Consider the following 23,267-nt stretch of genomic DNA (forward strand, 5'->3'; position numbering starts at 1 on the left):
TCAAGGAAAGAGCGACGAACGACATTGGCCCGGATGGGCTGCGGCTAAGAGGAAAGCCCGTCGATCGCGGCCCAGCGCGGCCATTGCAGCGCGCGGGCGCGGGCAGCGCTCATGCCGCCCAAGGCGATCACCGGCACGTCCGCCTGCCGCGCCAGCAGGCGGAAGCGCACCGCCCCCAGCACCCCGCCGCCGGGGTGCGAGCGGGTCGGGAACACCGGCGAAAGCAGCGCCGCATCCGCCCCCAGTCGCGCCGCCAGCCCGAGTTCTGCCATGCTGTGCGCAGTGGCGAGATGAAGGAGGCCCGCCCTGCGCGGCCACAGGCTGCGCGGCGCGCCATAGATGCCGTCCGCCCCCCATTCGCGCGCGGTCAGCGCCGAATCGGCGAGCACGACACAGTGCCGCCGCGCCCGCGCCGCCCGCCGCAGCTGCCGGAACCGCGCGAGCCGCTCTGGCCCGTCCAGATGATAATGCCGGTAGATCAGTCCCGATCCGCGCGGCAGAGCCGCCAGCGCCCGTTCCAGCACGGCATCATTCCTCGCATCCGAGATAAGCCACAGGGCGGGGAGGGTCTTTGCGCGGGCCACCTGTCCGCTATAGGGCAGGCCCATGACAAATGCAGCCACCCGCCTTGCCGAAGTGCACGCCAACATCGCCCGCGTCTGCAAGCCTGCGCGCCGCAAGCCCGAAGACGTGACGCTGATCGCAGTCAGCAAGACCCATGATGCGCCCACGATCCAGCCACTGATCGACGCGGGCCAGCGGGTGTTCGGCGAGAACCGGGTGCAGGAAGCTCAGGGCAAGTGGCCCGCGCTGCGTGAAGCCCATCCCGACATCGCGCTTCACCTGATCGGCCAGCTGCAATCGAACAAGGCGGACGAGGCCGTGGCGCTGTTCGATTGTATCCACTCGCTCGACCGCCCGAGCCTGCTCACCGCACTGGCCCGCGCGATGGACAAGGCGGGGCGGCAGGTGCCGTGCTTCGTGCAGGTCAATATCGGCGACGAGGCGCAGAAGGGCGGCTGCCCGATTGCCGAAGTCCCCGCGTTTCTCGCAGCGGTGCGCGCGGCGGAGATTCCGCTCGCCGGGTTGATGTGTATTCCCCCCGCCGACACCGAAGCCGCGCCGTTCTTCGCCTTCCTCGCCAAGTTGGCGGCGGATAATGGCGTGAGCGGCGGCCTCAGCATGGGGATGAGCGGCGACTACGAGACAGCAGTGATGCTGGGCGCGACCCATGTGCGGGTGGGTACGGCGCTGTTCGGCACGCGGGGCTGACCCGCACATAGCAAAAGAGGGGCGGGCGTTGCCGCCCCACCCCTCCGTCACCCGCCTTGCGGCGGCTGCCACCTCCCCATCCCTTCGGGACGGGGAGGGACTCTCTTCATTAAAATTCGAACAGCGCTTCCACGCCGACGTTCCGGCCGCGCAGCAGCGGGCTGAAGGTGCCGGCCGCCGGGCGATCGGCGAAGGGCAGGCGCACGCCGGTCGACAGCGGGCCGCCGAACGGAACCTGGGTGTCGCCGCCTTCCTGCACGCTATCGAGCAGGTTGCGCCCGTAGAGCGAGATCGACAGACCATCGACCGGGGTGGTCCAGGTGATGTTCGCTTCCAGCTGGTGAACGTCGTTGAGCCAGCCGAAGTTGTCGTCGGTATAGGCCGCAACGTCGCGGTACTGGTAGTTCACGCGGGTCAGCAGGCCGCCATTGCCCAGCTCCAGCTCGTGGATCAGGCCCGCACCCACCGTGACGGGGGGAACGCGCGGCAGGCTGAGCGCCAGGTCACGCTCGTTGATCGCACCGTCGCCCGAGATGTCGAACAGGATCTCGGTGTATTCGGCATCGATCACGCCGATGTTGGCGGTGAGGATCAGGCTGTCGCTCGCACGCAGGCGGGCTTCGGCTTCGATCCCGTTGATCGAGGCGTTGGCGGTGTTGAAGATCGACTGGGCCACGCCGGCGGTCGGCGAAGACTGGTTCACCTCGCGCTGCATGTTGTCGATCTTGGTGATGTAACCCGCGATGTTGAAGGTGAACACGCCGTCGGCGGTCTGGAACTTGCCGCCCACTTCATAGGTGTCGACCTTTTCTTCGTCGAAGGCCAGCGAACCGCCCGGTGCCAGCGCGATCTGTTCGAAGGCGTTGGCGTTGGTGATGCGGAAGTTGTAGCCGCCCGAACGGAAGCCGCGGCTCCAGTGACCGTAGATCTGGCTGTCGCCGAACTCGTACTGCAGACCCAGCTTGGGCGAGACGTTGCGGAACCGCACGCGGTCGGTGAAACCGTTGTTCTCGGTGGTCGCACCCGTCACCGGGTTGAGCAGGATCGGGTTGCGGCCCGAAGTCGGGCAGGTGCCCTGAACCACCGAGCAGGCCGGGCGCGGACGGACATAGGTCACACCAGCGTCCTTGGTTTCCTGGTTCCAGCGGATCCCGGCGATCACCGAAAGCCCGTCGAGCACTTCGTATTGCGCATTGGCGAAAACGCCGAGCACTTCGTGATCCTGACGGCCGCCGCCGAAGAACTGCAGCGGGCTGGCGAGCGGCAGCTGGCGCCGTTCGGTGTAGGCGAGGTTCTGGTCGAACCAGAAGCCGCCGAAGGTCAGGTCAAGCCCGTCCTCGGTCGAGATCGCGTAGCGCAGCTCGTTCGAGAACTGCTCCTGCGCGGTTTCGGTGGTCGAGTGGAACAGGAAGCGCGGGGTTGCGTCGATGTCGCCATCGGTGGTGGCGTCATACTTGCGCCAGCCGAACACGTTGGTCAGCGTGCCTGCGCCGATATCCATGGTCGCGGTGAGCGAGCCGGTCCAGATCTCGTTGGCGTAGGAGCCGGGGTTGTCGATCGACAGGTCGTAGCTGTTGCGATCGAAGAAGCCGCGGTTCTGGGCCGAGGGGCCATCGCCGTCGCTCTCGAAATAGTCGAGCTTGCCGAGCAGGGTCAGACCGCCGAGGCGCGCTTCAAGCGCACCGCGCAGGATCTTGGTTTCGGCCTTGCCGTGGTTTTCCGACAGGGTCGGGATGGTGGCGGCCGCAAGGTTGCGGAAGTAGCCTTCGTCCTTGTTGTAGTAGGCGCCGACCTTGAACAGCAGCACGTCTTCGACGATCGGGCCGCTGATCACGCCGCTGACGGTGTAGTTGGCGCCGCCGCGACCGCTGTCGATCGGGCCATCGACCGCCGCGCGGAACTTGCCGCGGAAGTCTTCGGTCGGGTTGCCGGTGTTGATCACCACCGCGCCGCCGGTCACGTTACGGCCGAACAGCACGCCCTGCGGGCCGCGCAGCACTTCGACGCTGTCGAGGTCGAAAAGGTCGAACACGACGCCGCCGTTGATGCCGAGATACACGCCATCAACGAACACGCCCACGGTCGGGTCGATCGAGGGGATCGAGGAGTTGATGCCCAGACCGCGCACCGAGAAGTTGGCGGTGCCGCGGCTGGTGCCGACCTGGTCGAGGCTGACGCTGGGCGCCTGGAACGACAGGCCCGAGATGTCGCGGATCTTGAAGGCTTCCAGCGTGCCGGCGTTGAACGCGGTCACGGCCAGCGGCACGTCCTGCACGTTTTCGGCATCCTTGGTCTTGGTGCCGGTGACGAGGATTTCGTTGATGCTGTCGAGCGCGCTGGTGCTTTCTTCTTCCTGCGCGGGCTCTTCGGCGTCCTGCGCGAAGGCAGCGACAGGCATGAGCGCGGCGGTCGAGACCAGCAGCGCCAGCTTGCCGAGCCGGAGGTGGCTCGGCAGGGATTGTGCGATGTTCATGTTATAACTCTCCCTGAGTTGAGGCCCGCCCCCATAGCAATACGTTTCGGGATTGCAACCTATCTTGGCACTCGCGACGGAAGCCTGCCAAATCTTTAAGATATCAGGCTTTTTCGAGCTGTTCCTGGCGCAGATCGCTGGCTGCGGCGAGCAGCGCGGCCTCGATTTCGGCGAGACGATCGGGCGCCTTGATCTTCGCGGCGGTCAGATCGGTCACATAAAAGGTGTCCGCCGCCGCCTCGCCATAGGCGGTGATATGCGCCGAATGGACGATCAGATTGGCCTTGTAGAGCGCGTGCGCCAGCCGGTTAAGCAGCGCCGGACGGTCGCGCGCGGTCACTTCGATCACGGTGAAGTGGTTCGAGGCATCATTGTCGAAGCCGACCCGCGGGGCGACGTCGAAGGCCTTGGCGCGCGAATGGGCCAGCGGGCGCGCGGCGAGCTTGGGCACCAGTTCGACCTTCGCCATCAGCGCATCGCGGATGCCCTTGGCGATCCGTTCCATCTGGGCAGGCTCGCGGAAGGGCTGGGCGTTGTGATCCTGCACCAGAAAGTTGTCGACCGCATAGCCGCTCTTGGCGGTATGAATGCGCGCGTCGATGATGTTCGCGCCTGCCAGATGGATCCCGCCCGCCATGCGGTAGAACAGACCGGGGTGGTCTTGCGCGATGACGCTGACACGGGTTGCACCGCGCACCTCGTCAACCTCGCAGCGGATCGAGAGCGCCTCGCCGGCGGCTTCGGCGGCATCATACTGGGTGAGGTTGCTGGCGATGATGTCCTCGGGCTCGGCGATCCAGTAGGCATCCCCCAGCAGCGCGCCGACCGAATCGACGAGGTGATCGGCATCACCCAGCAACCGCTGCACCGCGTCCTTCTTGGCCGTGACCCGCGCCTTGCGCCCATTGCCCTTGTGCCCCAGGCGCAGGCGTTCCTGCGCGGCATCGTAGAGCTCGCCGAGGAGCTGGCCCTTCCAGCTGTTCCACGTCCCCGGCCCGACCGCGCGAATATCGACCGCGGTGAGGATCGCGAGATTGCGCAGGCGTTCGAGGCTCTGCACCTCGGCGACGAAGGTTTCGATGGTCTTGGGATCGGTCAGGTCGCGCTTCTGCGCGGTGCGGCTCATCAGCAGGTGGTGGAGCACCAGCCAGGCGACCAGATCGGTCTCCTTCTCGTCGAGCCCGAAGCGCGGGCACAGGCGGTAGGCGACATCCGCGCCGAGCACCGAATGGTCGCCCCCGCGCCCCTTGGCGATATCGTGCAGCAGCACCGCGACATAGAGCGCCCGGCGCGAGGCGAGCTTGGGAAATTCGCGGGTGGCGCGCGGGTGATCGGCGGTCAGCAGCCCGCGCTCGATCTGCGAGAGCAGACCGATCGCGCGGATGGTGTGCTCGTCGACCGTGTAGTGGTGATACATATCGAACTGCATCTGCGCGTTGACCCGGCCGAAATCGGGCACGAAGCGGCCGAACACCCCCGCCTCGTTCATCCAGCGCAGTGCGGTTTCGGGGTCCTTGCGCCCTGCCAGAAGATCCAGGAACAGCGCATTGGCGCGCTTGTCGCGCCGCACCTTGACGTCGATCAGCTTGGCATCGCGGCCCGCTTGCCGCATGGTTTCCGGGTGAATTTCCAGCCCCTCGGCCTCAGCCAGCTGGAACACTTCGATCAGGCGCACGGGATCGGCGCGGAACCATTCCTCGCCCGGCGCCCGCAGGCGTCCGCCTTCGACGGTGTAGCCCTTGAACTGCCGGGGCCGCTGCGTCCATCCGGCGAAGAAGCCGGTGCGCGGGCGCTTCCTCGCCATCTCCTCGTCGAGGTGGGCGAGGAACACGCCGGTCAGGCTGCCGACCCGCTTCACCTGCAGGAAGTAGTATTGCATGAAGCGTTCGACCGCGCTCTTGCCCGGTCGGTCGGCGAACTGCATCCGCTCGGCCACCTGACGCTGGAGATCGAAGGTCAGGCGATCCTCGGCGCGGCCGGTGATAAGGTGCATGTGGCAGCGCGCCGCCAGCAGAAACCCCTCGGCCCGGCGGAAGCTGCGGTATTCGCCCGGCGTGAGCAGGCCGACATCGACCAGCTGCGCCGCGTTATCGACCCGGTGGACATATTTGCCGATCCAGTAGAGCGTCTGGAGATCGCGCAGGCCGCCCTTGCCTTCCTTGATGTTGGGCTCGACGACATAGCGGCTGTCGCCCATCCGCTTGTGGCGCGCATCGCGTTCGGCGAGCTTCTGCGTCAGGAACTGGCGCTCCGAACCCTTGGCGACATCGTTCCAGAACCGCGCGCGCAGCTCCTCGTAAAGCGACTGCTCGCCCCACACGAGCCGGCTTTCGAGGAGCGCGGTGCGGATCGTCAGATCCTCCTTCGCCATGCGCACGGTATCGGAGATCGTGCGGCTCGAATGGCCGACCTTGAGGCCGAGATCCCACAGGAGATAGAGCATCGCCTCGATCACCTGTTCGCACCATGGCGCGCGTTTCATCGGGGTGATGAAGGCAACATCGACGTCCGAATGGGGCGCCATTTCGGCCCGGCCATAGCCCCCCACCGCCAGGATCGCGAGGCGCTCGGCGTGGGTGCGGTTGGGGACGGGGTAGAGGTGCGTGGTGACGTGATCGTGGATCACCCGCAGCAGCTGATCCATCAGGAAGCTGAAGCCAGCCGTGACATCGTGCCCGGCCGAGGGGGTTTCGGCCAGCCGCTGTGCCAGCTCGGCGCGGCCAGCCTCGAAGGCGCCACGCAGCGCGGCGACGATGGCGGGGCGCGCACGCTCCCCGCCATCGGCATGGAGCGCGGCGATTTCCTCGGCCAGCGCGCGCCGGTCGATGATCGCGCGCTGACCGGGGACGCGCCTAGGAGACATGAGGCCAGCTCACCGACGCATCACGCGGCCACGGCCTCGCTGGCGTAGCGAGCCTTGACCGTGCGCTTGTCGATCTTCTGGGTGCCGAGGCGCGGCAGGGCTTCCTCGGTGAACCAGATGTGCTGTTCGAGCGGCACCTTGAACGGCGCGATCCGGGCGAGCAGGAATTCGCGCAGTTCAGCAGGCGTAATCGCCGGGTGGCCTTCCTTCATGGCATAGACCGCCGCCGGCACTTCGCCGAAGCGTTCGTCGGTGAGGCCGAAAACCGAACATTCGCCGACGTCGTCATGCGCATAGATCGCATCCTCGACCTCGATGCACGAGATATTCTCGCCGCCGCGGATGATGATGTCCTTCTTGCGGTCGACGATGAACAGGTAATCGTCCTCGTCGAGATAGCCCAGGTCGCCGGTGCGGAAATAGCCGTCCTTGGTGAAGGCGGCGGCGGTGGCTTCGGGGTTCTTCCAGTAGCCGCGGAAATTGGCGACCGAGCGGATGCAGACCTCGCCCACCTGGCCCTGCGGCAAGGGGTTTCCGGCATCGTCGAGGATCGCAAGATCGACCAACGGCTTGCTGGGCCGTCCGGTCGAACCCGGCTTGGCGAGGTAGTTCTCGTTGAAATTGCCGCAGCCGACCGCGTTGGTTTCGGTAAGGCCGTAGCCCAGCAGCGGGAACCCGCCGGGGAAGGCTTCCTTGATCCGGGTGACGTGCTCAACCGGACGAGGCGCGCCGCCCGCGGCAAAGCTCTTGCAGGCCGACAGGTCGTATTTCTCGCGGTCGGGGTGGTTGGCGATTTCGTAGCTCATCAGCGGCACGCCGACGAAGTAGCTGACCTTTTCCTCGGCCATCAGCCGGATCGCTAGCCCTGCGTCCCACTTGGGCATCAGCACCAGCTTGCGCGCGATAGCGAAGGACTGGAGGAACAGCGGCACCTCGCCGGTGACATGGAACAGCGGCACTGCGACCAGCGCGCAGGGCTGATCGGTGATGACCTCGCCCTGGCTCTCGATATGCACCTTGGCCATCGCGGACTGGGCGACGTAGTTCATCACGCCCGACACCACGCCGCGGTGATCCGACCACGCGCCCTTGGACTTGCCGGTCGAACCCGAGGTGTAGAGGATCGTGGCGATGTCATCCGGGCCGAGCTGCCCGAGCATGGCCATGGCAACGCCATTGCCATCCGCCCAGGTGGCCGCCAACCCTTCAGCAGGCGGGTTGCCGTGGGTGAATAGCACGATCTTGGAGGGGTGCGCGTGGCCTTCTAGCCGTGCGGCGCGGCCTTCATCGGCCAGCAGCACCTTGCATTCGGCCAGTTCCAGCCCGTAGGCCAGTTCCTCGCCGCTTGAAAAGCCGTTGAGCAGGGTCGCGCAGCCGCCCGCCATCAGGATGCCCATATAGGCGATCATCCAGTTGGCCGAATTGCGCGCCGCGATCCCGACGCGGTCGCCCTTTTCGATGCCGTGGATCGTCGCGAGCCCCTCGGCGACACAGCCTGCCGCCGCCCAGGCCTCGCCGAAGGTCAGGCGGATGTCGCCATCGACCAGAAAGGGCAGATCCTTGTTCTGGTTGGCGAAGTGGGCGAAGTAATGCGCAAGGCTCGGCGGCGCGGCGGCGAAGGCGGGCATGGTCACGCCATCGCGGGTGAAGGGCACGGTGGCGAACGGCTGGCCTTCAGCGGTAAGGCCGGTGATGATCGCTTCAAGCGCATTGTCCAGCTGGGTGGGCATGCGGTGATGTTCCTCTCTCTCGTTGTTGCGGCCGACGAACCGGGTGCGACCCGTGCGCCGAAGTGCCTTGTCCCATTTGCGCCGTCGGCGATCCCGCGCCCCTTCCCCTGCCCCGTCCACTGTGCCAGAAGCGCCAGCGCGACCGGGCCGTCTCGGGCTCACCGATACGGCATATCATTGTCAATAAGAGGTTCGCCCTGTGCTGTCACTACTTGCCGCAAGCGGCGCTGCCGATCCGATCCAGTTCACCAGCCTCGGGCTGACCAAGGGGATCGATCTGGGCTTTTTCCAGCTGCGCTTCTACTCGCTCGCTTATCTGCTGGGGGTGATCTTTGCCTATTGGCACACCTCCAAGATGCTCAAGCAGCCCGGCGCGCCGATGGCGCAGCGGCACGCGGACGACCTGTTCTTCTATTGCACGCTGGGCGTGATTCTCGGCGGGCGGCTGGGCTATGCGATGTTCTACGACCAAAGCCTGTGGACCGGCTTTTCGGGTGAGGGCTTTGTCACCTGGCGGCTGCTGCGCCTGTGGGACGGCGGCATGAGCTTCCACGGCGGTCTTGCCGGGGTGACGGCGGCGATGGCCTACGTGGCATGGCGCGACAAGCTGAATTTCATCCGCGTGGTCGACTATGTCAGCGTCGGCGTGCCGATGGGGATGCTGCTCGGGCGGCTGGCGAATTTCGTCAATGGCGAGCTGTGGGGCCGGGTGACCGATGTGCCCTGGGCGATGGTGTTCCCCGAAGACCCGACCGAACTGCCGCGCCACCCCAGCCAGCTGTATCAGGCGGGGCTTGAAGGGCTGGCGATGCTGGTGATCATGCTGTGCCTGTTCTGGTTCACCCGCGCGCGCTATCGTCCGGGCCTTCTGGCAGGCGTTTTCACCACCGGCATGGGCGTGGCGCGCTTCGTGAACGAATTTTTCCGCGAGCCGGATCAACAACTGGCTGACTTTGCGGCCCGGACCGGGCTATCGATGGGACAATGGCTGACGATACCGCTTATCCTGACTGGATTGATTGTCGTGCTCTTCGCGCTGCGGAACAAGCCGCTGGCGGCGGGGACGACAGCGCCGGCCTGACGCTTGACGGGCCGGGGGTGTGGCGCAGCCGGCTGCGGCTGATCGACCCCCAGCCGGAACCCGAGGTCAAGGCACGCAGCGCTGCCGATGCGGCAGCCCAGGCGCGCGCCGAGGCGGCCGCCCGGGCCGAGGCCGAAGCCCGTGCCCGCGAAGCCGCCCGCGCCGAGGCCAAGGCCCGCGCCGAGGCGGCTGCACGCGAAAAGGCCGAGGCTCTGGCGCGGGTCAAGGCCGATGCGGAAGAACGCTCGCGCCTGCTCAAGGAAACCCGCGCCCGCGAGAAAGCCGAGGCCGAGGCCCGCGCCCGCGCCGAACGCGAAGCGCGCGAGCAGGCAGCCGCCGAAGCCCGCGCGCGCAAGCTCGCCGAGGCCGAAGCGCGGGCCCGCGCCGAAGCCGAAGCCCGCGCGCGTGCCGCTGCCGAAGCGCAGGCGAGGAAGGACGCCAAGGCGCGCGAAATCGCCGAGGCCAAGGCCCGCAAGGAAGCCGAAGAACGCGCCCGCCGCGAGGCCGAAGCCGCTGCCGCCGCCGCAAAGGCCGCCGCCGAGGAAGCCGCCCGCCGCGAGGCCGAGGAACGCGCCCGTGCCGAAGCCGAAGCCAAGGCCCGCGCCGAGGAAGAAGCGCGTCTCAGAAAGGAAGCCGAAGCCCGCGCCAAGGCCGAAGCCAAGGCCCGCGCCAAGGCCGAGGCCGAGGCAAAGGCCAAGGCGGAAGCCGAAGAAAAGGCGAGGCTCGCCGCTGAAGCCAAGGCCCGCCGTGAAGCCGAAGCCAAGGCAAAGAAGGAAGCCGAAGCCAAGGCCCGCCGCGAGGCCGAGGAAGCCGCGCGGCTCGCCGCCGAGGAAGCGGCCCGCCGCGCCGCTGAAGAAGCTGCCCGCAAGGCCGCCGAGGAAGAAGCCGCCCGCATCGCTGCCGAGGAACAGGCCAGGCGCGAGGCGGAAGAGGCTGCCGCTGCCGAACAGGCACGGCTCGAAGCCGAAGTGCTCGCCCGCGCGCAGGTCGACGTGCCCAAGCTGCTGCGCCGCCTGATCCATGAGACCGGCCCCGTCAGCCTCGCGCAATATATGGGCGAGAGTAACGCGCGCTATTACGCCAGCCGCGATCCGCTGGGCGAGCAGGGCGATTTCATCACCGCGCCCGAAATCACGCAGGTGTTCGGCGAGCTGATCGGGGTGTGGCTCGCTGATCTTTGGTCGCGCATGACCCGGCGCAAGCACATCCACTATGTCGAGCTGGGGCCGGGGCGCGGCACGCTGGCGCAGGACGCGCTGCGCGCTGCCGCCAAGCAGGGGATGACCCCCAAGGTTCACTTCGTCGAGACCTCGGCCACGCTGCGCAAGCTCCAGCGCGAGGCCTTCCCCGATTGCATCCACCACCACGATATCTCGACCCTGCCCGACGATGCGCCGCTGCTGATCGTCGCCAACGAGTTCTTCGATGCTCTGCCGGTGCAGCACCTGATCCGCTCGACCGACGGATGGTATCCGCGGCTCGTGGGGCTCGAGGGCGACGCGTTCACCTTCGTCACCGGCAGGGAGCGGATGGACCATCTCGTCCCGCCGAGCTGGGTGACAGCCTCGCAGGGAACGCTGATCGAGACGAGCCCCGCCGCGGTCGCGCTGATGGCCGAGATCGCGCGGCGGCTGAAGGAGCAGGGCGGGGCGGCGCTGATCATCGACTACGGGCATGAAGAGTTGCGCTCGGGATCGACCTTGCAGGCGCTGAAGTCGCACCAGAAGGTCGATGTCTTCGCGCATCCGGGCGATGCCGATCTCACCGCTCATGTCGATTTCGAGCTGCTCCAGCAGGTCGCGGTCGAACACGGGGCCGATCTGATGGGGCTGCAATATCAGGGCGAATGGCTGATCCAGATGGGGATCGATGCCCGCATGGATGCGCTGATCCGCCGCGCTCCGTACGAGCGGGACAAGTTCCAGCGCCAGCGCGACCGGCTGGTCAAGGAGAGCGAGATGGGGACATTGTTCAAGGTGATGGGCCTGTGCGGGCGACGTTGGCCGTTCGGGGCGGGGTTCGATTGATGGCCGGGCGGATGCGGATCGCCGCCGCGCTCGCGCTGGCCCTCGCCGTGCCTGCCAGTGCCGCCGAGCCGATTGCCGGGCGCTGGTACACCGCCGAGAAAGACGCGGTGGTCGCCATCGCCCCTTGCGGCAAGACGCTGTGCGGCCGGATCGAGAAGTTCCTCGTTCCCCCGCCGCAGGGCAATGACCAGCGCGACGTCAACAACCCCGACCCCGCCAAGCGCCAGCGCCGGTTGCTGGGCACGGCGATCCTGTGGTCGTTCACGCCCGACGGCGATGTCTGGCGCGGCCAGATCTACGATCCGAAAAGCGGCAAGAGCTACCGCTCGGTGCTGCGCCGCAAGGGGCCGGGCGTGCTGGAGGTGAAGGGCTGCGTGGGGCCGTTCTGCCAGACGCAGGAGTGGAAAAGGGTGGGGTAAGGCGAAGCCGTCATCCCGGACTTGATCCGGGATCGGGTTCGATATGCGTCCAGCCTGGATTGTCGCTTTCGATCAGTTCGATCTTCCATTGACGGTGCCAGTTCTTGAGCTGCTTTTCCCGCCAGATCGCCTCCTCAATGGTCGGGTAGGGTTCAGCCCGCACCAGCTTATCGAGGCCGTATTTGCGCACGAAGGCTGAGCCAAGCCCGTTGCGATGCTGCCAAATTCGACGACCGATATCGGCGGTCACCCCGATATAGAGCACTCCGCGCGGCTTGTTGGTCAGGATGTAGACCCAGCCGCCGCGCATTCTCAGCGCCCGGACGCGAGCGGTCCCGGATCAAGTCCGGGACGACGGAGATTGCGCGCCAGCCCCTCCGCCGCCGCCTTGGGCGTCAGCTTCCCCGCATCCTCGCGGTCGACCGCCAGATTCGCCTCGCGCATGGCTTCGACGCTGATCGCGCCCAGCAGCGGTTCCAGCGCCGCGCGCACGCCCGGATCATTGCCGATCCGGGGGGAGAGCATCAGCAGCGCATCATAGCTCGGCAGCGCGCCCTTGGGGTCGGCGAGTACCACCAGCCGGTCCGCCGCGATCCGCCCGTCCGAGGTATAGGCGCTGATCACATCCGCCTCGCCCGATTGCAGTGCGTTGTACATGAAGGTGGGGGCGAAATTGCGCGTTTTCCCGAAGGTGAGGCCATAGGCATCCCGCACCGCGATCCATTCGGGCCGCTCGAAGAATTCGGGATCGCCGCCCACCGTCAGGCGCGGCGCGACCGCGACCAGATCGGCGAGGCTGGCAACGCCCAGTTCCCCGGCCCGGTCGGCGCGCATGGCGAAGGCATAGGCGTTCTCGAACCCCAGCCGCCCCAGCACGGTGACGCCGTTCTGCGCCCGCTCCCAGTCGCGGATCGTGGTGTACATCGCCTCGCGTCCGGGGTTGTCGGTGCGCTTGAGGTAATTGGTCCAGATCGTGCCTGTGTAGTCGACCGAAATGTCGACATTCGACGAGGCGACCGCCGAGTGCACCACCGCAGAACCGAGGTTTTCGCGCAATTCGACTTCGTATCCTGCCGCTTCCAGCCGTGCGCCGATCAGTTCGGCGAGGATGTATTGCTCGGAGAATTGCTTGGCGGCGATGACGATGCGGCGGTTCTCGGCCTCGGCGCCCTGCACCCACAGGGCTGAGGCAATACCCAGCAAAACCGCGCTGATACCACCCCATGTCATCCAGCGCGCGCGCTTCGCCAGACCCACCTCGATCACCCAGAGCAGATTGTCGGCCGCCAGCGCCAATGCCGCACTGGCGAGACATCCGGCCAGCACCAGCGCCCAGTTCTGCGTTTGCAGCCCCGCAAAGATCGGATCGCCAAGGCTCGGCTGGCCGATGGTGCTGGCGAGCGTCGCCGCGCCGATGGTCCACACGCTTGCCGTGCGGATTCCGGCCATGATGAAAGGGGCGGCAAGCGGTGCCTCGACAAGATAGAGCTTCTGCCACTTGGTCATGCCGACGCCATCCGCGGCTTCGAGCACGCCTTCGTCGAGGTTGGCCTGCGCGGTCACCGCGTTCCTCAGGATCGGCAGCAGCGCATAGAGTGTCAGCGCCATCAGCGCGGGCAGGAAGCCAAGCGTCGGCAGCCCTTCGCCGAATACCGTGCGCAGGGACAAGAGCAGCGGAAAGAACAGCGCCAGCAGGGCAAGCGCGGGGATGGTCTGCACAAGACTCGCCAGGCTGAGCGCAAGGCGCGACACAATCGCCGATCGGCTGGCCCATACGGCCATCGGCAGGGCAATCAGCATCGCAAGCCCAATCGCACTTGCCGCCAGCACCACATGGGCGGCGAGCTTTTCAGTGAGGCTGGGGAGGATGTCCCAGATCGTTTCCATCAGCCGGGCAGCTCCCCGGAGCCTTCCATCGCGGCGAGCCTTTCGGCCTGCTGGCGCGGCACGCTGACGAGCCGCTGGGCAACGGCGCCCCCTGCGCCGGCCAGAAGCGCGCGCGGGGCTTCGTCTGCGACCAGCTGCCCCTTGTCCATCACCAGCACCCGGTCTGCCAGCAGCAGCGCTTCGGCCATGTCATGCGTCACCATCACCGTGGTCAGCCCGAGCGTGTCGTGCAGCTCGCGCACCTTGTGGCCGAGGGCATCGCGCGTGACGGGGTCGAGCGCGCCGAAGGGTTCGTCCATGATGAGCAGTTCCGGCTCGCCCGCCAGCGCGCGCGCCACGCCGACCCGCTGGCGCTGCCCGCCGCTGAGTTCGTCCGGCATCCGGCCCGCCAGCGCCGGGTCAAGCTCGACCAGCGCCAGCAGCGCGGCAATGCGTTCGGGCGTCAGTTTCTCGCCGGTCAGGCGCGGGCCGATGGCGATGTTCTCGGCCACCGAGAAATGCGGGAACAGTCCGATGCTCTGGAACACATAGCCGACCCGGCGGCGCAGCTTGGCGGGTTTGAGGCCCGCGACATCCTCGCCAGCGAACAGCACCCGCCCCTCGGTCGGGGTGACCAGCGTGTTGACTGTCTTGAGCAGCGTCGATTTCCCCGATCCCGAGGAACCGACCAGTGCGACAAAGCTGCCTGCCGCAATGTCGCAGGAAACGCCTCCCACCGCCGTGACCTCGCCGAAGCGGCAGATCACCCCGTCAAAGCGGAGCAGGGGGGCGGGCGTTTCCATTCCCTGTCGGATTAGCGATGTTGGCGCGCCGACGCCAGCAGCAGCGATTGGCGTTTGCCCGATCGCTTGCTATGCGGATCGCCAGAACAATCATTACCCGGCGAGGAACATAAAATGCGCGCCACCCCCGATTTCGACTTCCAGCTTGGCGAAGCGGCGGAAATGATCCGCGAAAGCACCGCCCGCTTTGCCGACGAGCAGATCATGCCGCTCGCCGACCGCACCGACCGCGAAGACCGCTTCCCGCGCGAGCTGTGGGAGCCGATGGGGGCGCTGGGGCTGCATGGTATCACGGTCGAGGAGGAATGGGGCGGCCTCGGTCTCGGCTATCTCGAACACGTCATCGCGGTCGAGGAAGTCAGCCGTGCCTCTGCCAGCATCGGCCTCAGCTACGGCGCGCATTCCAACCTGTGTCTGAACCAAATCCGCCGCTGGGGAAATGACGAGCAGAAGGCCAAGTATCTGCCCAAGCTTATCAGCGGCGAACACGTCGGCAGCCTCGCCATGTCGGAAGCGGGCGCGGGCAGCGACGTGGTCTCGATGAAGCTGAAGGCCGATGAAGTGCAGGGCGGCTATGTGCTGAACGGCACCAAGTTCTGGATCACCAACGCGCCCGAGGCGGACACGCTGGTGGTCTATGCCAAGACCGATGGTCATGCGGGCAGCCGCGGCATCACCGCCTTCCTGATCGAGAAGGGCGACGAAGGGTTCGCCATCGGCCAGAAGATCAGCAAGGTCGGCATGAAGGGCTCGCCCACCGCCGAGCTGGTGTTCAACGACTGCTTCATCCCCGAAGACCGCATCATGGGGCCGGTGAATGGCGGGGTCGGGGTGCTGATGAGCGGGCTCGATTACGAGCGCGTGGTGCTCGCCGGATTGCAGCTCGGCATCATGCAGGCGTGCCTCGACACAGTGATCCCCTACCTGCGCGAGCGCAAGCAGTTCGGCAAACCCATCGGCAGCTTCCAGCTGATGCAGGCCAAGGTCGCCGATATGTATGTCGCCCTGCAATCGGCCCGCGCCTACACCTATGCGGTGGCGAAGGCCTGTGACGCGGGGCAGACGACGCGCTTCGATGCGGCAGGCGTGATCCTGCTGGCGAGCGAGAACGCCTTCAAGGTCGCCGCCGAGAGCGTGCAGGCGCTGGGCGGCGCGGGCTACACCACCGACTGGCCGGTGGAACGGTATATGAGGGACGCGAAGCTGCTCGACATCGGCGCGGGCACGAACGAGATCCGCCGGATGCTGATCGGGCGCGAGCTGATCGGGGCGGCGGGGTAAGGGCTGGCAAGACGGGGGAGAGGATGATGGACGAGGATACGCCCGAGGGCCGCAAGGCCGTCTTCCGCGCGCTGATCGATTGCTACGCGCGCGCCGATGTCGATGCGATGGCGGCGCTGATCGCGCCCGATTACCGCGGCCACACCTCGGCCGGCCCGCGCGACTGGGCCGAGTTCCGCCAGTCGATCCTCAACTTCCACCAGCTGTTCGATTACGCCGCCGATTCCTTCACCGTCGAGGATCAGTTTGTCGATGGCGAGAAGGTTGCGACCCGCATGACCTGCAAGGTGCGTAACAAGGAAACGGGCGAGCCGATGACGATGATCGGCATCAATCTCGCGGTGATCCGGGGCGGGCAGATCGTAGAGGAATGGAACACCTGGGAAATGGTCTCTGCGCCCGAAAGCCTGTCGATGCAGGGAGCCTCGCAATGAGCAGCACCGACGAAGACTACGTCTATGACGAGGCGAGCGGCGAATGGTTGCCCGCATCCGAACTCGCGGCCAAGCGCGCCGCCGAGGACGCTGTCGAGGTGCGCGACGCGGTCGGCAATCTGCTCGCCGATGGCGATGCGGTGACGCTGATCAAGGATCTCGAAGTCAAGGGCGCGGGCCAGACGCTGAAGCAGGGCACCCTCATCAAGTCGATCCGCCTGACCGGCGATGCCCAAGAGATCGACTGCAAATACCCCGGCATCAAGGGTCTGGTGCTGCGGGCCGAATTCGTGCGGAAGCGCTAAGGACGATACCATGACCGCCCCCACCCTCACCACCAAACTCGACCGCGAGAGCCCCGAGGCCAAGGCCCGTTTCGCGCACAACCATGCGCTGGCGCAGGAACTCCGTGCTGCCGTGGCAGCAGCCGCATTGGGCGGGCCGGAGAAGCATCGCGAGCGGCACGTCAGCCGTGGCAAGCTCCTCCCCCGTGAGCGGGTCGAGCGGCTGCTCGATCCGGGTTCGCCCTTCCTCGAAGTCGGCCAGCTGGCCGCGAACGGGATGTATGAGGGCGACGTCAACGGTGCCTCGATCATCACCGGCGTGGGGCGGGTCTCGGGTCGCCAGTGCATGATCGTGTGCAACGATGCGACCGTGAAGGGCGGCACCTACTACCCGATGACGGTCAAGAAGCACCTGCGCGCGCAGGAGATCGCGCAGGAGAACCGCCTGCCGTGCATCTATCTGGTCGACAGCGGCGGGGCGAACCTGCCGCATCAGGCCGAGGTCTTCCCGGACCGCGACCACTTTGGGCGGATCTTCTTCAATCAGGCGAACATGAGTGCGCTCGGCATCCCCCAGATCGCCTGCGTGATGGGCAGCTGCACCGCGGGCGGCGCTTACGTTCCCGCCATGTCCGACGAGACGGTGATTGTGCGCAATCAGGGCACCATCTTCCTCGCCGGCCCGCCGCTGGTGAAGGCGGCGACGGGCGAGGAAATCACCGCCGAGGACTTGGGCGGCGGCGATCTGCACGCGAAGAAGTCGGGCGTGGTCGATCACTTGGCCGAGAACGACGAACACGCGCTCACCATCGTGCGCGATATCGTCTCGCACCTTGGCGCGAACACCGGGGCGGCCAAGGACGTCGCGCTGAAAGACCCGCGCCCGCCGAAGTTCGACGCTGAAGACCTCTACGCCCTCATCCCCGAGGATGTGCGCGCGCCTTACGATGTAAAGGAAGTGATCGCGCGGCTGGTCGACGGCAGCGAGTTTCACGAGTTCAAGCAGCACTACGGTTCGACGCTGGTCTGCGGCTTCGCGCATATCTGGGGGATGCCGGTCGCGATCCTTGCCAACAATGGCGTGCTGTTCTCCGAGAGCGCGCAGAAGGGCGCGCATTTCATCGAGCTCGCCTGCCAGCGGCGCATCCCGCTGCTGTTTCTCCAGAATATCAGTGGCTTCATGGTCGGCGGGAAATACGAGGCGGAGGGCATCGCCAAGCACGGCGCGAAGCTCGTCACCGCCGTGGCCACCGCGACCGTCCCCAAGGTCACCGTGGTGATCGGCGGGAGTTTTGGCGCGGGGAACTACGGGATGTGCGGCCGCGCCTACTCGCCCCGCTTCCTGTTCACCTGGCCCAATGCGCGCATCTCGGTGATGGGCGGGGAGCAGGCGGCATCCGTCCTCGCCACCGTCCACCGCGAGGCCGACAGCTGGACGCCCGAGCAGGCCGAGGCGTTCAAGCAGCCCATTCGCCAGAAATACGAGGACGAAGGCAACCCCTACTACGCCACTGCCCGCCTGTGGGACGACGGGGTGGTCGATCCGGTGCAGACCCGCGATGTGCTGGGGCTGGCGTTTGCGGCGTGCCTCGAAGCGCCGATTGCCGAACGCCCGGCCTTCGGCGTGTTCCGGATGTAGGCATGGAGTTGCATCTGCCCGGCGCACAGGTGGTCAGGGTCGGCAGCTCTGCCGAACTCGCATTGGCCCTGTCCGCGCTTGCGACCTTCGCGCCGGGCGAAGTGATCGAACTCAAGGCCAGCGAGAAGCACTCGATCCGGGCCACACGCGACGATGCCTACTGGATCGTCACCGCCCGGCGTCCGGGCTGGTGGTTCCGCCAGACGCTGACCACGGGGGATACGCTCGATCTGTCCGGGCGAAAGCCACGACCCTTCCGGGAGCCGCGCGGTGCCTTGAGCGATGCCAAGGTTCTGACCGTCTTCCGCGAGTTCTTCGAAGGCAGGACATTCAGCCAGCCGATCGAAGGCGCCTGACTGAAACCCCCACGCCCCCTCTTGCGTAACTCCCCCGATTGCGGGCAAACGTAGCTGCGAGAGAGGGATCACACATTGCCGCATGACCATACTCGCAAGCCGACGCTGCTTTCGCGCATCGTGCGCCGGATCATCCTTGCGATCTGGTACATCCGCGGGTGGAAGATCGACTCCCCGCTGCCCAAGCATCTCAAGAAATTCGTGATCGCGGGCGCGCCGCACACGACCAACTGGGACTTCGTGTTCTTCACCGGGGCCACGCATGAAGAGGGCATCCGCCCCAACTTCATGGGCAAGCACACGCTGTTCCAGGGGATCATGAAGAACTTCATGCTCGACATGGGCGGCATCCCCGTGGACCGCCGCAAGAGCGCCAATGCCACCGAGCAGGTCGCCGCCGAATTCGCCGCGCGTGATGCGCTGGCGCTGGTGATCGCCTGCGAGGGCACGCGCAAGACCGACGGCAAGTGGAAGTCGGGCTTCTACCACATCGCCCGCGCCGCCAATGTGCCGATCGTCCCCGCCTTCGCCGACAATGTCCGCAAGATCATCAGCTTCGGCCCGCCGATGATCCCGACCGGCAATTACGGCGAGGACCTGCTCAAGATTGCCGAGTGGTTCCGCTCCAAGCTGCCCGATTACGAGCGCTTCAAGGTGCTGGAACAACAGGCGCGCGACATCATTGCAGGCAAGAACGATGTTTGAACTCCTCGCCCTCAACGCCGCGATCCTGCTGGTGCTGGTGCTGATCCAGTGGGCGATCAGCGTTAAGATCGACGATGTCTCCTTCATCGACGCCTTCTGGGGCGCGGGGATGGGCATTCTCGCTGTGGCAAGCTGGCTGCACGTCGGCGGCGGGCCGGGGCAGCTGGCGACGCTGATCATGGTGATGACGGCGGCCTGGGGCTTCCGCCTCGGCATCTATCTGTTCCTGCGCTGGCGCAAGGAAGGGGAGGACAAGCGCTACAAGCTGATCCTCAAGAAAGACCGCGAGGCAGGCCGCTTTGCGCAGGCCGCGCTGACGCGGGTGTGGCTGATGCAGGCGGTGCTGCTGTTCGCCGTCTCCAGCCCCGCGCAGGTCGGCATTCTCGCCAGCGGCGAGCCTTCGCCGATCCCCCCGCTGGCATGGGCAGGCTTCGCGCTGTGGTGCGTGGGCGTGTTCTTCGAATGGGTGGGAGACTGGCAGCTCACCCGCTTCAAGGCCGATCCGGCGAACCACGGCAAGGTGCTCGACACCGGGCTGTGGCGGTATACCCGCCACCCCAACTATTTCGGCGATTTCGCCGCGTGGTGGGGCATCTGGCTCGCCTGCGCCGCGGCCGGGTGGCAATATGCGGCGGCAACCATCATCGGCCCGCTGTTCCTCAGCTTCACGCTCACCAAATGGTCGGGCGTCACTCTGCTCGAAAAGGGCTTGGACAAGTCCAAGGGCGACAAATACGCCGATTACAAGCGGCGCACCTCGGCCTTCCTGCCCATGCCGCCAAAGGCCTGAACCGACCCCAGCGATGACCTTTCCCTTGCTGCGTCGCACAAAAATCGACGAGCGGCCCTTCAATCCGGCGCGCGCTTGGCCTATGTTGCCGCTTGCGCAAGGAGGCGCGAGGGTCATGCCATTGAATCAGACGATCCGGGATGCCGAACGCGAGCGGATCGCGCGCCACGTCCTCGATCTCGTCAAGGAGCGCGGGGCAGAGATCCCCTGGACTGTGGCGATGGCCGAAAGCGGCCTCACCCGCGCGCGGTTCGAGGCGCTGTTCGACGATTACGACGACCTGTTCGATGCCGTCGCGCAGACCTGGCTCGCCCCGCACATGGCGGTGATGGAGGAGGTGCTCGCATCAGGCCTGCCGCCGCAGCGCAAGATGTACGAATTCTTCCGTCGCCGCTTCGTCATTTCGCAGGGGCGGTTCCGCGAGGATCCCGAGCACTTCACCATCCTGTGCGAAATGGGCGCGGCCAATTTCGAGCGGGTGCGCTCCTATGTCGACCTTGCCGATCACTACCTGTGCGAACTGATCGCCGAGGCGCAGGCGGAAGGGTTCTTTGCCGGGCTGGAGATTGACGAGGCGCTGTCGCTGATCAACCAGATGATCAGCAACTACACCCTCCCCGATGCCCTGATCTATCTCGGCGACCGGTTGACCGAGCAGAAGCTCGCGCGGATTGTCGACACCATGTTCATCGGGCTTTCGGGTGAGGCCGGGGCCGATGCCTCGGGGGTGAACACGCTGAAGGTGGCGTCCTAACCCTCGGCCCACCAGGCTGTGGCCGGATCGTCGCCCCCGCGCGCCCCGCGGCGCTGCAAGCCATCGAACAGTCCGCCCTCCAGCGCCATGGTCGATGGCGCGGTGCGGTTCCAGTCCATCACATAGAGCCGCTCGGCGATCAGCCAGCGGCCCTCGCGCTTGGCCAGCCGGTCGAGATAGCGCCCTCCGACGATCACTTCGGCCTCGCCATCGGGTGCGGGGATGATGTGGAGCGCGACGCAGTTGGTCTCTGCCCGGGCGGTATCGCCGGCGAGGCGTATCACCGTGTTGCTGATATTGTGCTGGGTCAGCCGCATCGCGCCCAGCCCCGCCATCAGGCCGGGGATCACATCGGCGACCCGCCGCGCGCCATCGCCATAGTCGATCATCGCATCGCGCGTGAAAGCGGCGGCGAGCTGCTGTGCATCACAGCGGTCGATCCCGCGGCAGCAGCGCGCGAGGGTTTCGGCAATCGCCAGCCGGTCGGCAATCTCGGTCATGTCCATTGCGGCAGAATAGGCCGCCGGATGCAGCCAAGGGACTGCCCAAAGCGTCAGCGTTTCGTGTCGCGCCGGAATTGCAGCACGTTGGCTGGCAGCTTGCGCGGCGGCGGCCTCAGACGGTCTTCGGCCAGCGCATAGCGCAGCGCCGCGCCCACCATTGAGGCCGAGATCAGCAGGATCACGCCTGCCCACAGCCAGTGCGGCAGGCCAAGCGCGGCCTCGATCTGGCCGGTGTCGGACAGGATCGCCTGCCCGTCGATCACTGCCTGCTCGGTAAACAGGTAATTGAAATCGCGCAGCATCGACATGGCCCCCATCACGCCGAGGAATTGCAGCGTGAAGCGCGCCCAGGCCGGCGATCCGCGCCATGCGACCAGCCCGAGAATTCCGGCGACCAGCGGAAGCGTCCACCACCCTGTCGCCGAGCGCACCCAGATCACCAGACTGCCGAGGATCGCTGCCGCTGCCAGCCACAGCACCGGGCGCCAGGCCTTGGGGTGCGCGCTTGCAATGATCAGCAGCGCGCCGACCGCGCTCGGGGCAAGCGGGCCTCCTGCCGCGATGGCAGCATGGGTGAAGCGCGACGCCTCGCCTGCGACAAAGCTCTGGGCATAGCCCGATCCGTTGGGGAAGATCACCAGCTGTTCGAACTGCTGGCCCATCAGCATCGCGGTGAGTCCGTGGCCCATTTCATGGAACCACGTCGTCAGGATCGCGAAGGGGTAGATCAGATAGGCGCCGAAGGGCAGCGCGGGCAGCATCGTCACGATCAGCCCGGCCACCACCAGCCGCCCGATGGCCTCGCCCTGCGAGCCGGGGGTGACGAGTGGCTGCATGCCCTAGTCTTCCGTCGCCGGATCGTCGTGGACGTGGCCGTGCACATCAACCCGGATCGCCGCCCGCTCGGCCGCCTCGCGGTCTTCGTCGCGCTGTTCGCGCAGGATCGACCAGCTCGCAAGGAACAGCCCCGCCACCAGCGGCCCGAGCACGATACCCGAAAAGCCGACCAGACTGATGCCGCCCAGCGTGGTGACGAGGATGATCCAGTCAGGGATGCCGGTATCGCGGCCGACCAGGATCGGGCGCAGGACATTGTCGGCCGAGGAGATGACGAAGAAGCCCACCAGCAGCACGAACATGCCCTGCCAGGTGTCCCCCGTCACCAGCAGGTAGAGACCTGCGGGCAGCCACACCGCGCCCGCGCCGATCACCGGCACCAGCGCGAAGAACACCGTCACCACGCCGAACAACAGCGCCGAAGGCACGCCTGCGATCATCAACGCGATCCACGCCAGCGCGCCTTGCACCAGTGCGACCACCCCGGTGCCCTTGATCGTGGCCCGGACAATGCCGAGGAAGCGCTCGGCCAGCCGGTCGGCGATGCTGCGCTCCACCGGCACCGCGCACAGCACCGTGCGCCCGATCCGCTCGCCATCGCGCAGCAGGAAGAACATCACATAGAGGCCGACGCCGAAGGACAGGAAGAAGCCGAGCGCGCCGCTGCCGATCGAGACCGCTTGGCTGGCGATCATCCCGGCGCTCTCGGTGAGCAGTTCCTGCAAGCGGGTCTGCACCATCCCGATATCGGCCCAGCCGCTGCGATCGACCGCTTCGCGGGCGACCTTGGGCAGGCTTGAATAGACCGTGTCGAACAGCGCCGCGAGATCGATCGGGTTCTGCTGGAGCGTGGTGATCAGCACGATCGCCTGGCTGACCACCATCGAGGCGATCCACGCTGCCGGGATCAGGACGAGGATGAAAATGATCAGCAGGCTCAGCCCCGCCGCCGGATTGCGCCGCCCGCGCACCTGGCGCAGCACCCGGCGATAGAGCGGCTGGAACATGATCGCCGCCAGCGCCGCCCACAGCAGCGGCTGCGCGAAGGGATAGACCACCACGGCCATCAGCAGGCTGACCACCGCAAGGATCAGCAGGAAGCTCGCCTGCTGCAGGTCTTGGGTGCGGTTGGGCTGGGCGGCCATGGCGG

General features: G+C 66.6%; 22 protein-coding genes. 12 read left to right on the forward strand and 10 right to left on the reverse strand.

The genetic code is table 11. The features are described from left to right. Positions 1–44: 44 nt before the first annotated feature. The gene (locus PS060_RS06850; protein WP_273986402.1) at positions 45–608 is read right to left on the reverse strand and encodes a thiamine phosphate synthase; all 564 of its coding nucleotides are present in this window, start codon (positions 606–608) and stop codon (positions 45–47) included. Here PS060_RS06850 and PS060_RS06855 point away from each other — a divergent pair. After that, positions 607–1,272 carry a YggS family pyridoxal phosphate-dependent enzyme gene (locus PS060_RS06855; protein ID WP_273986404.1) on the forward strand — a complete coding sequence of 222 codons (666 nt, stop codon included), beginning with the start codon at positions 607–609 and terminating at the stop codon, positions 1,270–1,272. The genes PS060_RS06850 and PS060_RS06855 overlap by 2 nt on opposite strands. Before the next feature lie 109 nt (positions 1,273–1,381). Here PS060_RS06855 and PS060_RS06860 read toward each other — a convergent pair whose 3' ends face one another. The 3 genes from PS060_RS06860 to PS060_RS06870 form a co-directional block, all read right to left on the reverse strand. Continuing rightward, positions 1,382–3,745 carry a TonB-dependent receptor gene (locus tag PS060_RS06860; protein WP_273986405.1) on the reverse strand — a complete coding sequence of 788 codons (2,364 nt, stop codon included), beginning with the start codon at positions 3,743–3,745 and terminating at the stop codon, positions 1,382–1,384. A gap of 103 nt (positions 3,746–3,848) precedes the next feature. After that, positions 3,849–6,608, reverse strand: coding sequence for a [protein-PII] uridylyltransferase (locus PS060_RS06865; RefSeq protein ID WP_273986406.1), 2,760 nt, complete (start codon positions 6,606–6,608; stop codon positions 3,849–3,851). Positions 6,609–6,628: 20 nt separating this feature from the next. Then, positions 6,629–8,338, reverse strand: a complete 1,710-nt coding sequence (locus PS060_RS06870) for a class I adenylate-forming enzyme family protein (protein WP_273986408.1) — start codon at positions 8,336–8,338, stop codon at positions 6,629–6,631. 199 nt (positions 8,339–8,537) lie between these two features. Here PS060_RS06870 and lgt point away from each other — a divergent pair, with 199 nt between their 5' ends. Genes lgt through PS060_RS06885 form a run of 3 tightly spaced genes read left to right on the forward strand, consistent with a single transcriptional unit; the run spans position 8,538 to position 11,865 of the window. After that, positions 8,538–9,419, forward strand: a complete 882-nt coding sequence (lgt, locus tag PS060_RS06875) for a prolipoprotein diacylglyceryl transferase (protein ID WP_273986413.1) — start codon at positions 8,538–8,540, stop codon at positions 9,417–9,419. Then, complete coding sequence (locus PS060_RS17010; RefSeq protein WP_337960235.1) at positions 9,323–11,446, forward strand: class I SAM-dependent methyltransferase; 2,124 nt, start codon at positions 9,323–9,325, stop codon at positions 11,444–11,446. Before lgt ends, PS060_RS17010 begins: the two co-directional genes overlap by 97 nt. Next, on the forward strand, positions 11,446–11,865 hold the full coding sequence (locus PS060_RS06885; RefSeq protein ID WP_273986414.1) for a DUF2147 domain-containing protein: 420 nt from the start codon (positions 11,446–11,448) through the stop codon (positions 11,863–11,865). The genes PS060_RS17010 and PS060_RS06885 overlap by 1 nt, the downstream gene beginning before the upstream one ends. A 10-nt stretch (positions 11,866–11,875) precedes the next feature. On the opposite strand, the gene PS060_RS06890 is transcribed toward PS060_RS06885, so the two are convergent. Genes PS060_RS06890 through PS060_RS06900 form a run of 3 tightly spaced genes read right to left on the reverse strand, consistent with a single transcriptional unit; the run spans position 11,876 to position 14,534 of the window. Continuing rightward, on the reverse strand, positions 11,876–12,175 hold the full coding sequence (locus tag PS060_RS06890) for a GIY-YIG nuclease family protein (RefSeq protein ID WP_273986416.1): 300 nt from the start codon (positions 12,173–12,175) through the stop codon (positions 11,876–11,878). A 2-nt stretch (positions 12,176–12,177) separates the two neighbouring features. Continuing rightward, positions 12,178–13,752, reverse strand: a complete 1,575-nt coding sequence (locus PS060_RS06895; RefSeq protein WP_273986417.1) for an ABC transporter permease/substrate-binding protein — start codon at positions 13,750–13,752, stop codon at positions 12,178–12,180. Then, on the reverse strand, positions 13,752–14,534 hold the full coding sequence (locus PS060_RS06900; RefSeq protein ID WP_273986418.1) for an ATP-binding cassette domain-containing protein: 783 nt from the start codon (positions 14,532–14,534) through the stop codon (positions 13,752–13,754). The genes PS060_RS06895 and PS060_RS06900 overlap by 1 nt, the downstream gene beginning before the upstream one ends. 114 nt (positions 14,535–14,648) lie before the next feature. Between PS060_RS06900 and PS060_RS06905 the strand changes: the two genes are divergently transcribed. From PS060_RS06905 to PS060_RS06940, 8 genes are all read left to right on the forward strand, one after another. Then, positions 14,649–15,815 (forward strand): isovaleryl-CoA dehydrogenase, encoded by a 1,167-nt coding sequence (locus PS060_RS06905; RefSeq protein ID WP_273986420.1) that lies wholly within the window; start codon positions 14,649–14,651, stop codon positions 15,813–15,815. A gap of 23 nt (positions 15,816–15,838) precedes the next feature. Further along, positions 15,839–16,249 (forward strand): ester cyclase, encoded by a 411-nt coding sequence (locus PS060_RS06910; protein ID WP_273986421.1) that lies wholly within the window; start codon positions 15,839–15,841, stop codon positions 16,247–16,249. Beyond that, positions 16,246–16,554, forward strand: a complete 309-nt coding sequence (locus PS060_RS06915) for an alkylphosphonate utilization protein (protein ID WP_273986423.1) — start codon at positions 16,246–16,248, stop codon at positions 16,552–16,554. Before PS060_RS06910 ends, PS060_RS06915 begins: the two co-directional genes overlap by 4 nt. A 10-nt stretch (positions 16,555–16,564) precedes the next feature. Further along, positions 16,565–18,172, forward strand: coding sequence for a carboxyl transferase domain-containing protein (locus PS060_RS06920; RefSeq protein WP_273986424.1), 1,608 nt, complete (start codon positions 16,565–16,567; stop codon positions 18,170–18,172). 2 nt (positions 18,173–18,174) lie between these two features. Further along, positions 18,175–18,528 (forward strand): hypothetical protein, encoded by a 354-nt coding sequence (locus PS060_RS06925; protein ID WP_273986425.1) that lies wholly within the window; start codon positions 18,175–18,177, stop codon positions 18,526–18,528. A gap of 75 nt (positions 18,529–18,603) precedes the next feature. Beyond that, positions 18,604–19,233, forward strand: a complete 630-nt coding sequence (locus PS060_RS06930; RefSeq protein WP_273986427.1) for a 1-acyl-sn-glycerol-3-phosphate acyltransferase — start codon at positions 18,604–18,606, stop codon at positions 19,231–19,233. Beyond that, positions 19,226–20,023, forward strand: a complete 798-nt coding sequence (locus tag PS060_RS06935; protein ID WP_273986428.1) for a DUF1295 domain-containing protein — start codon at positions 19,226–19,228, stop codon at positions 20,021–20,023. Before PS060_RS06930 ends, PS060_RS06935 begins: the two co-directional genes overlap by 8 nt. 115 nt (positions 20,024–20,138) lie before the next feature. Continuing rightward, complete coding sequence (locus PS060_RS06940) at positions 20,139–20,777, forward strand: hypothetical protein (protein ID WP_273986429.1); 639 nt, start codon at positions 20,139–20,141, stop codon at positions 20,775–20,777. Here PS060_RS06940 and PS060_RS06945 read toward each other — a convergent pair. Genes PS060_RS06945 through PS060_RS06955 form a run of 3 tightly spaced genes read right to left on the reverse strand, consistent with a single transcriptional unit; the run spans position 20,774 to position 23,262 of the window. Further along, entirely contained in the window at positions 20,774–21,277 is a 504-nt protein-coding gene (locus tag PS060_RS06945; RefSeq protein WP_273986430.1) for a nuclear transport factor 2 family protein, read from the reverse strand. The genes PS060_RS06940 and PS060_RS06945 overlap by 4 nt on opposite strands. Before the next feature lie 53 nt (positions 21,278–21,330). Next, positions 21,331–22,116: a M50 family metallopeptidase gene (locus PS060_RS06950; protein ID WP_273986431.1), complete on the reverse strand. Its 786-nt coding sequence runs from the start codon at positions 22,114–22,116 to the stop codon at positions 21,331–21,333. Positions 22,117–22,119: 3 nt separating this feature from the next. Continuing rightward, complete coding sequence (locus tag PS060_RS06955) at positions 22,120–23,262, reverse strand: AI-2E family transporter (protein ID WP_273986432.1); 1,143 nt, start codon at positions 23,260–23,262, stop codon at positions 22,120–22,122. Positions 23,263–23,267 lie beyond the last annotated feature (5 nt).

The organism is Erythrobacter sp. BLCC-B19 (assembly GCF_028621955.1).
Classification (GTDB): Bacteria; Pseudomonadota; Alphaproteobacteria; order Sphingomonadales; family Sphingomonadaceae; genus Erythrobacter.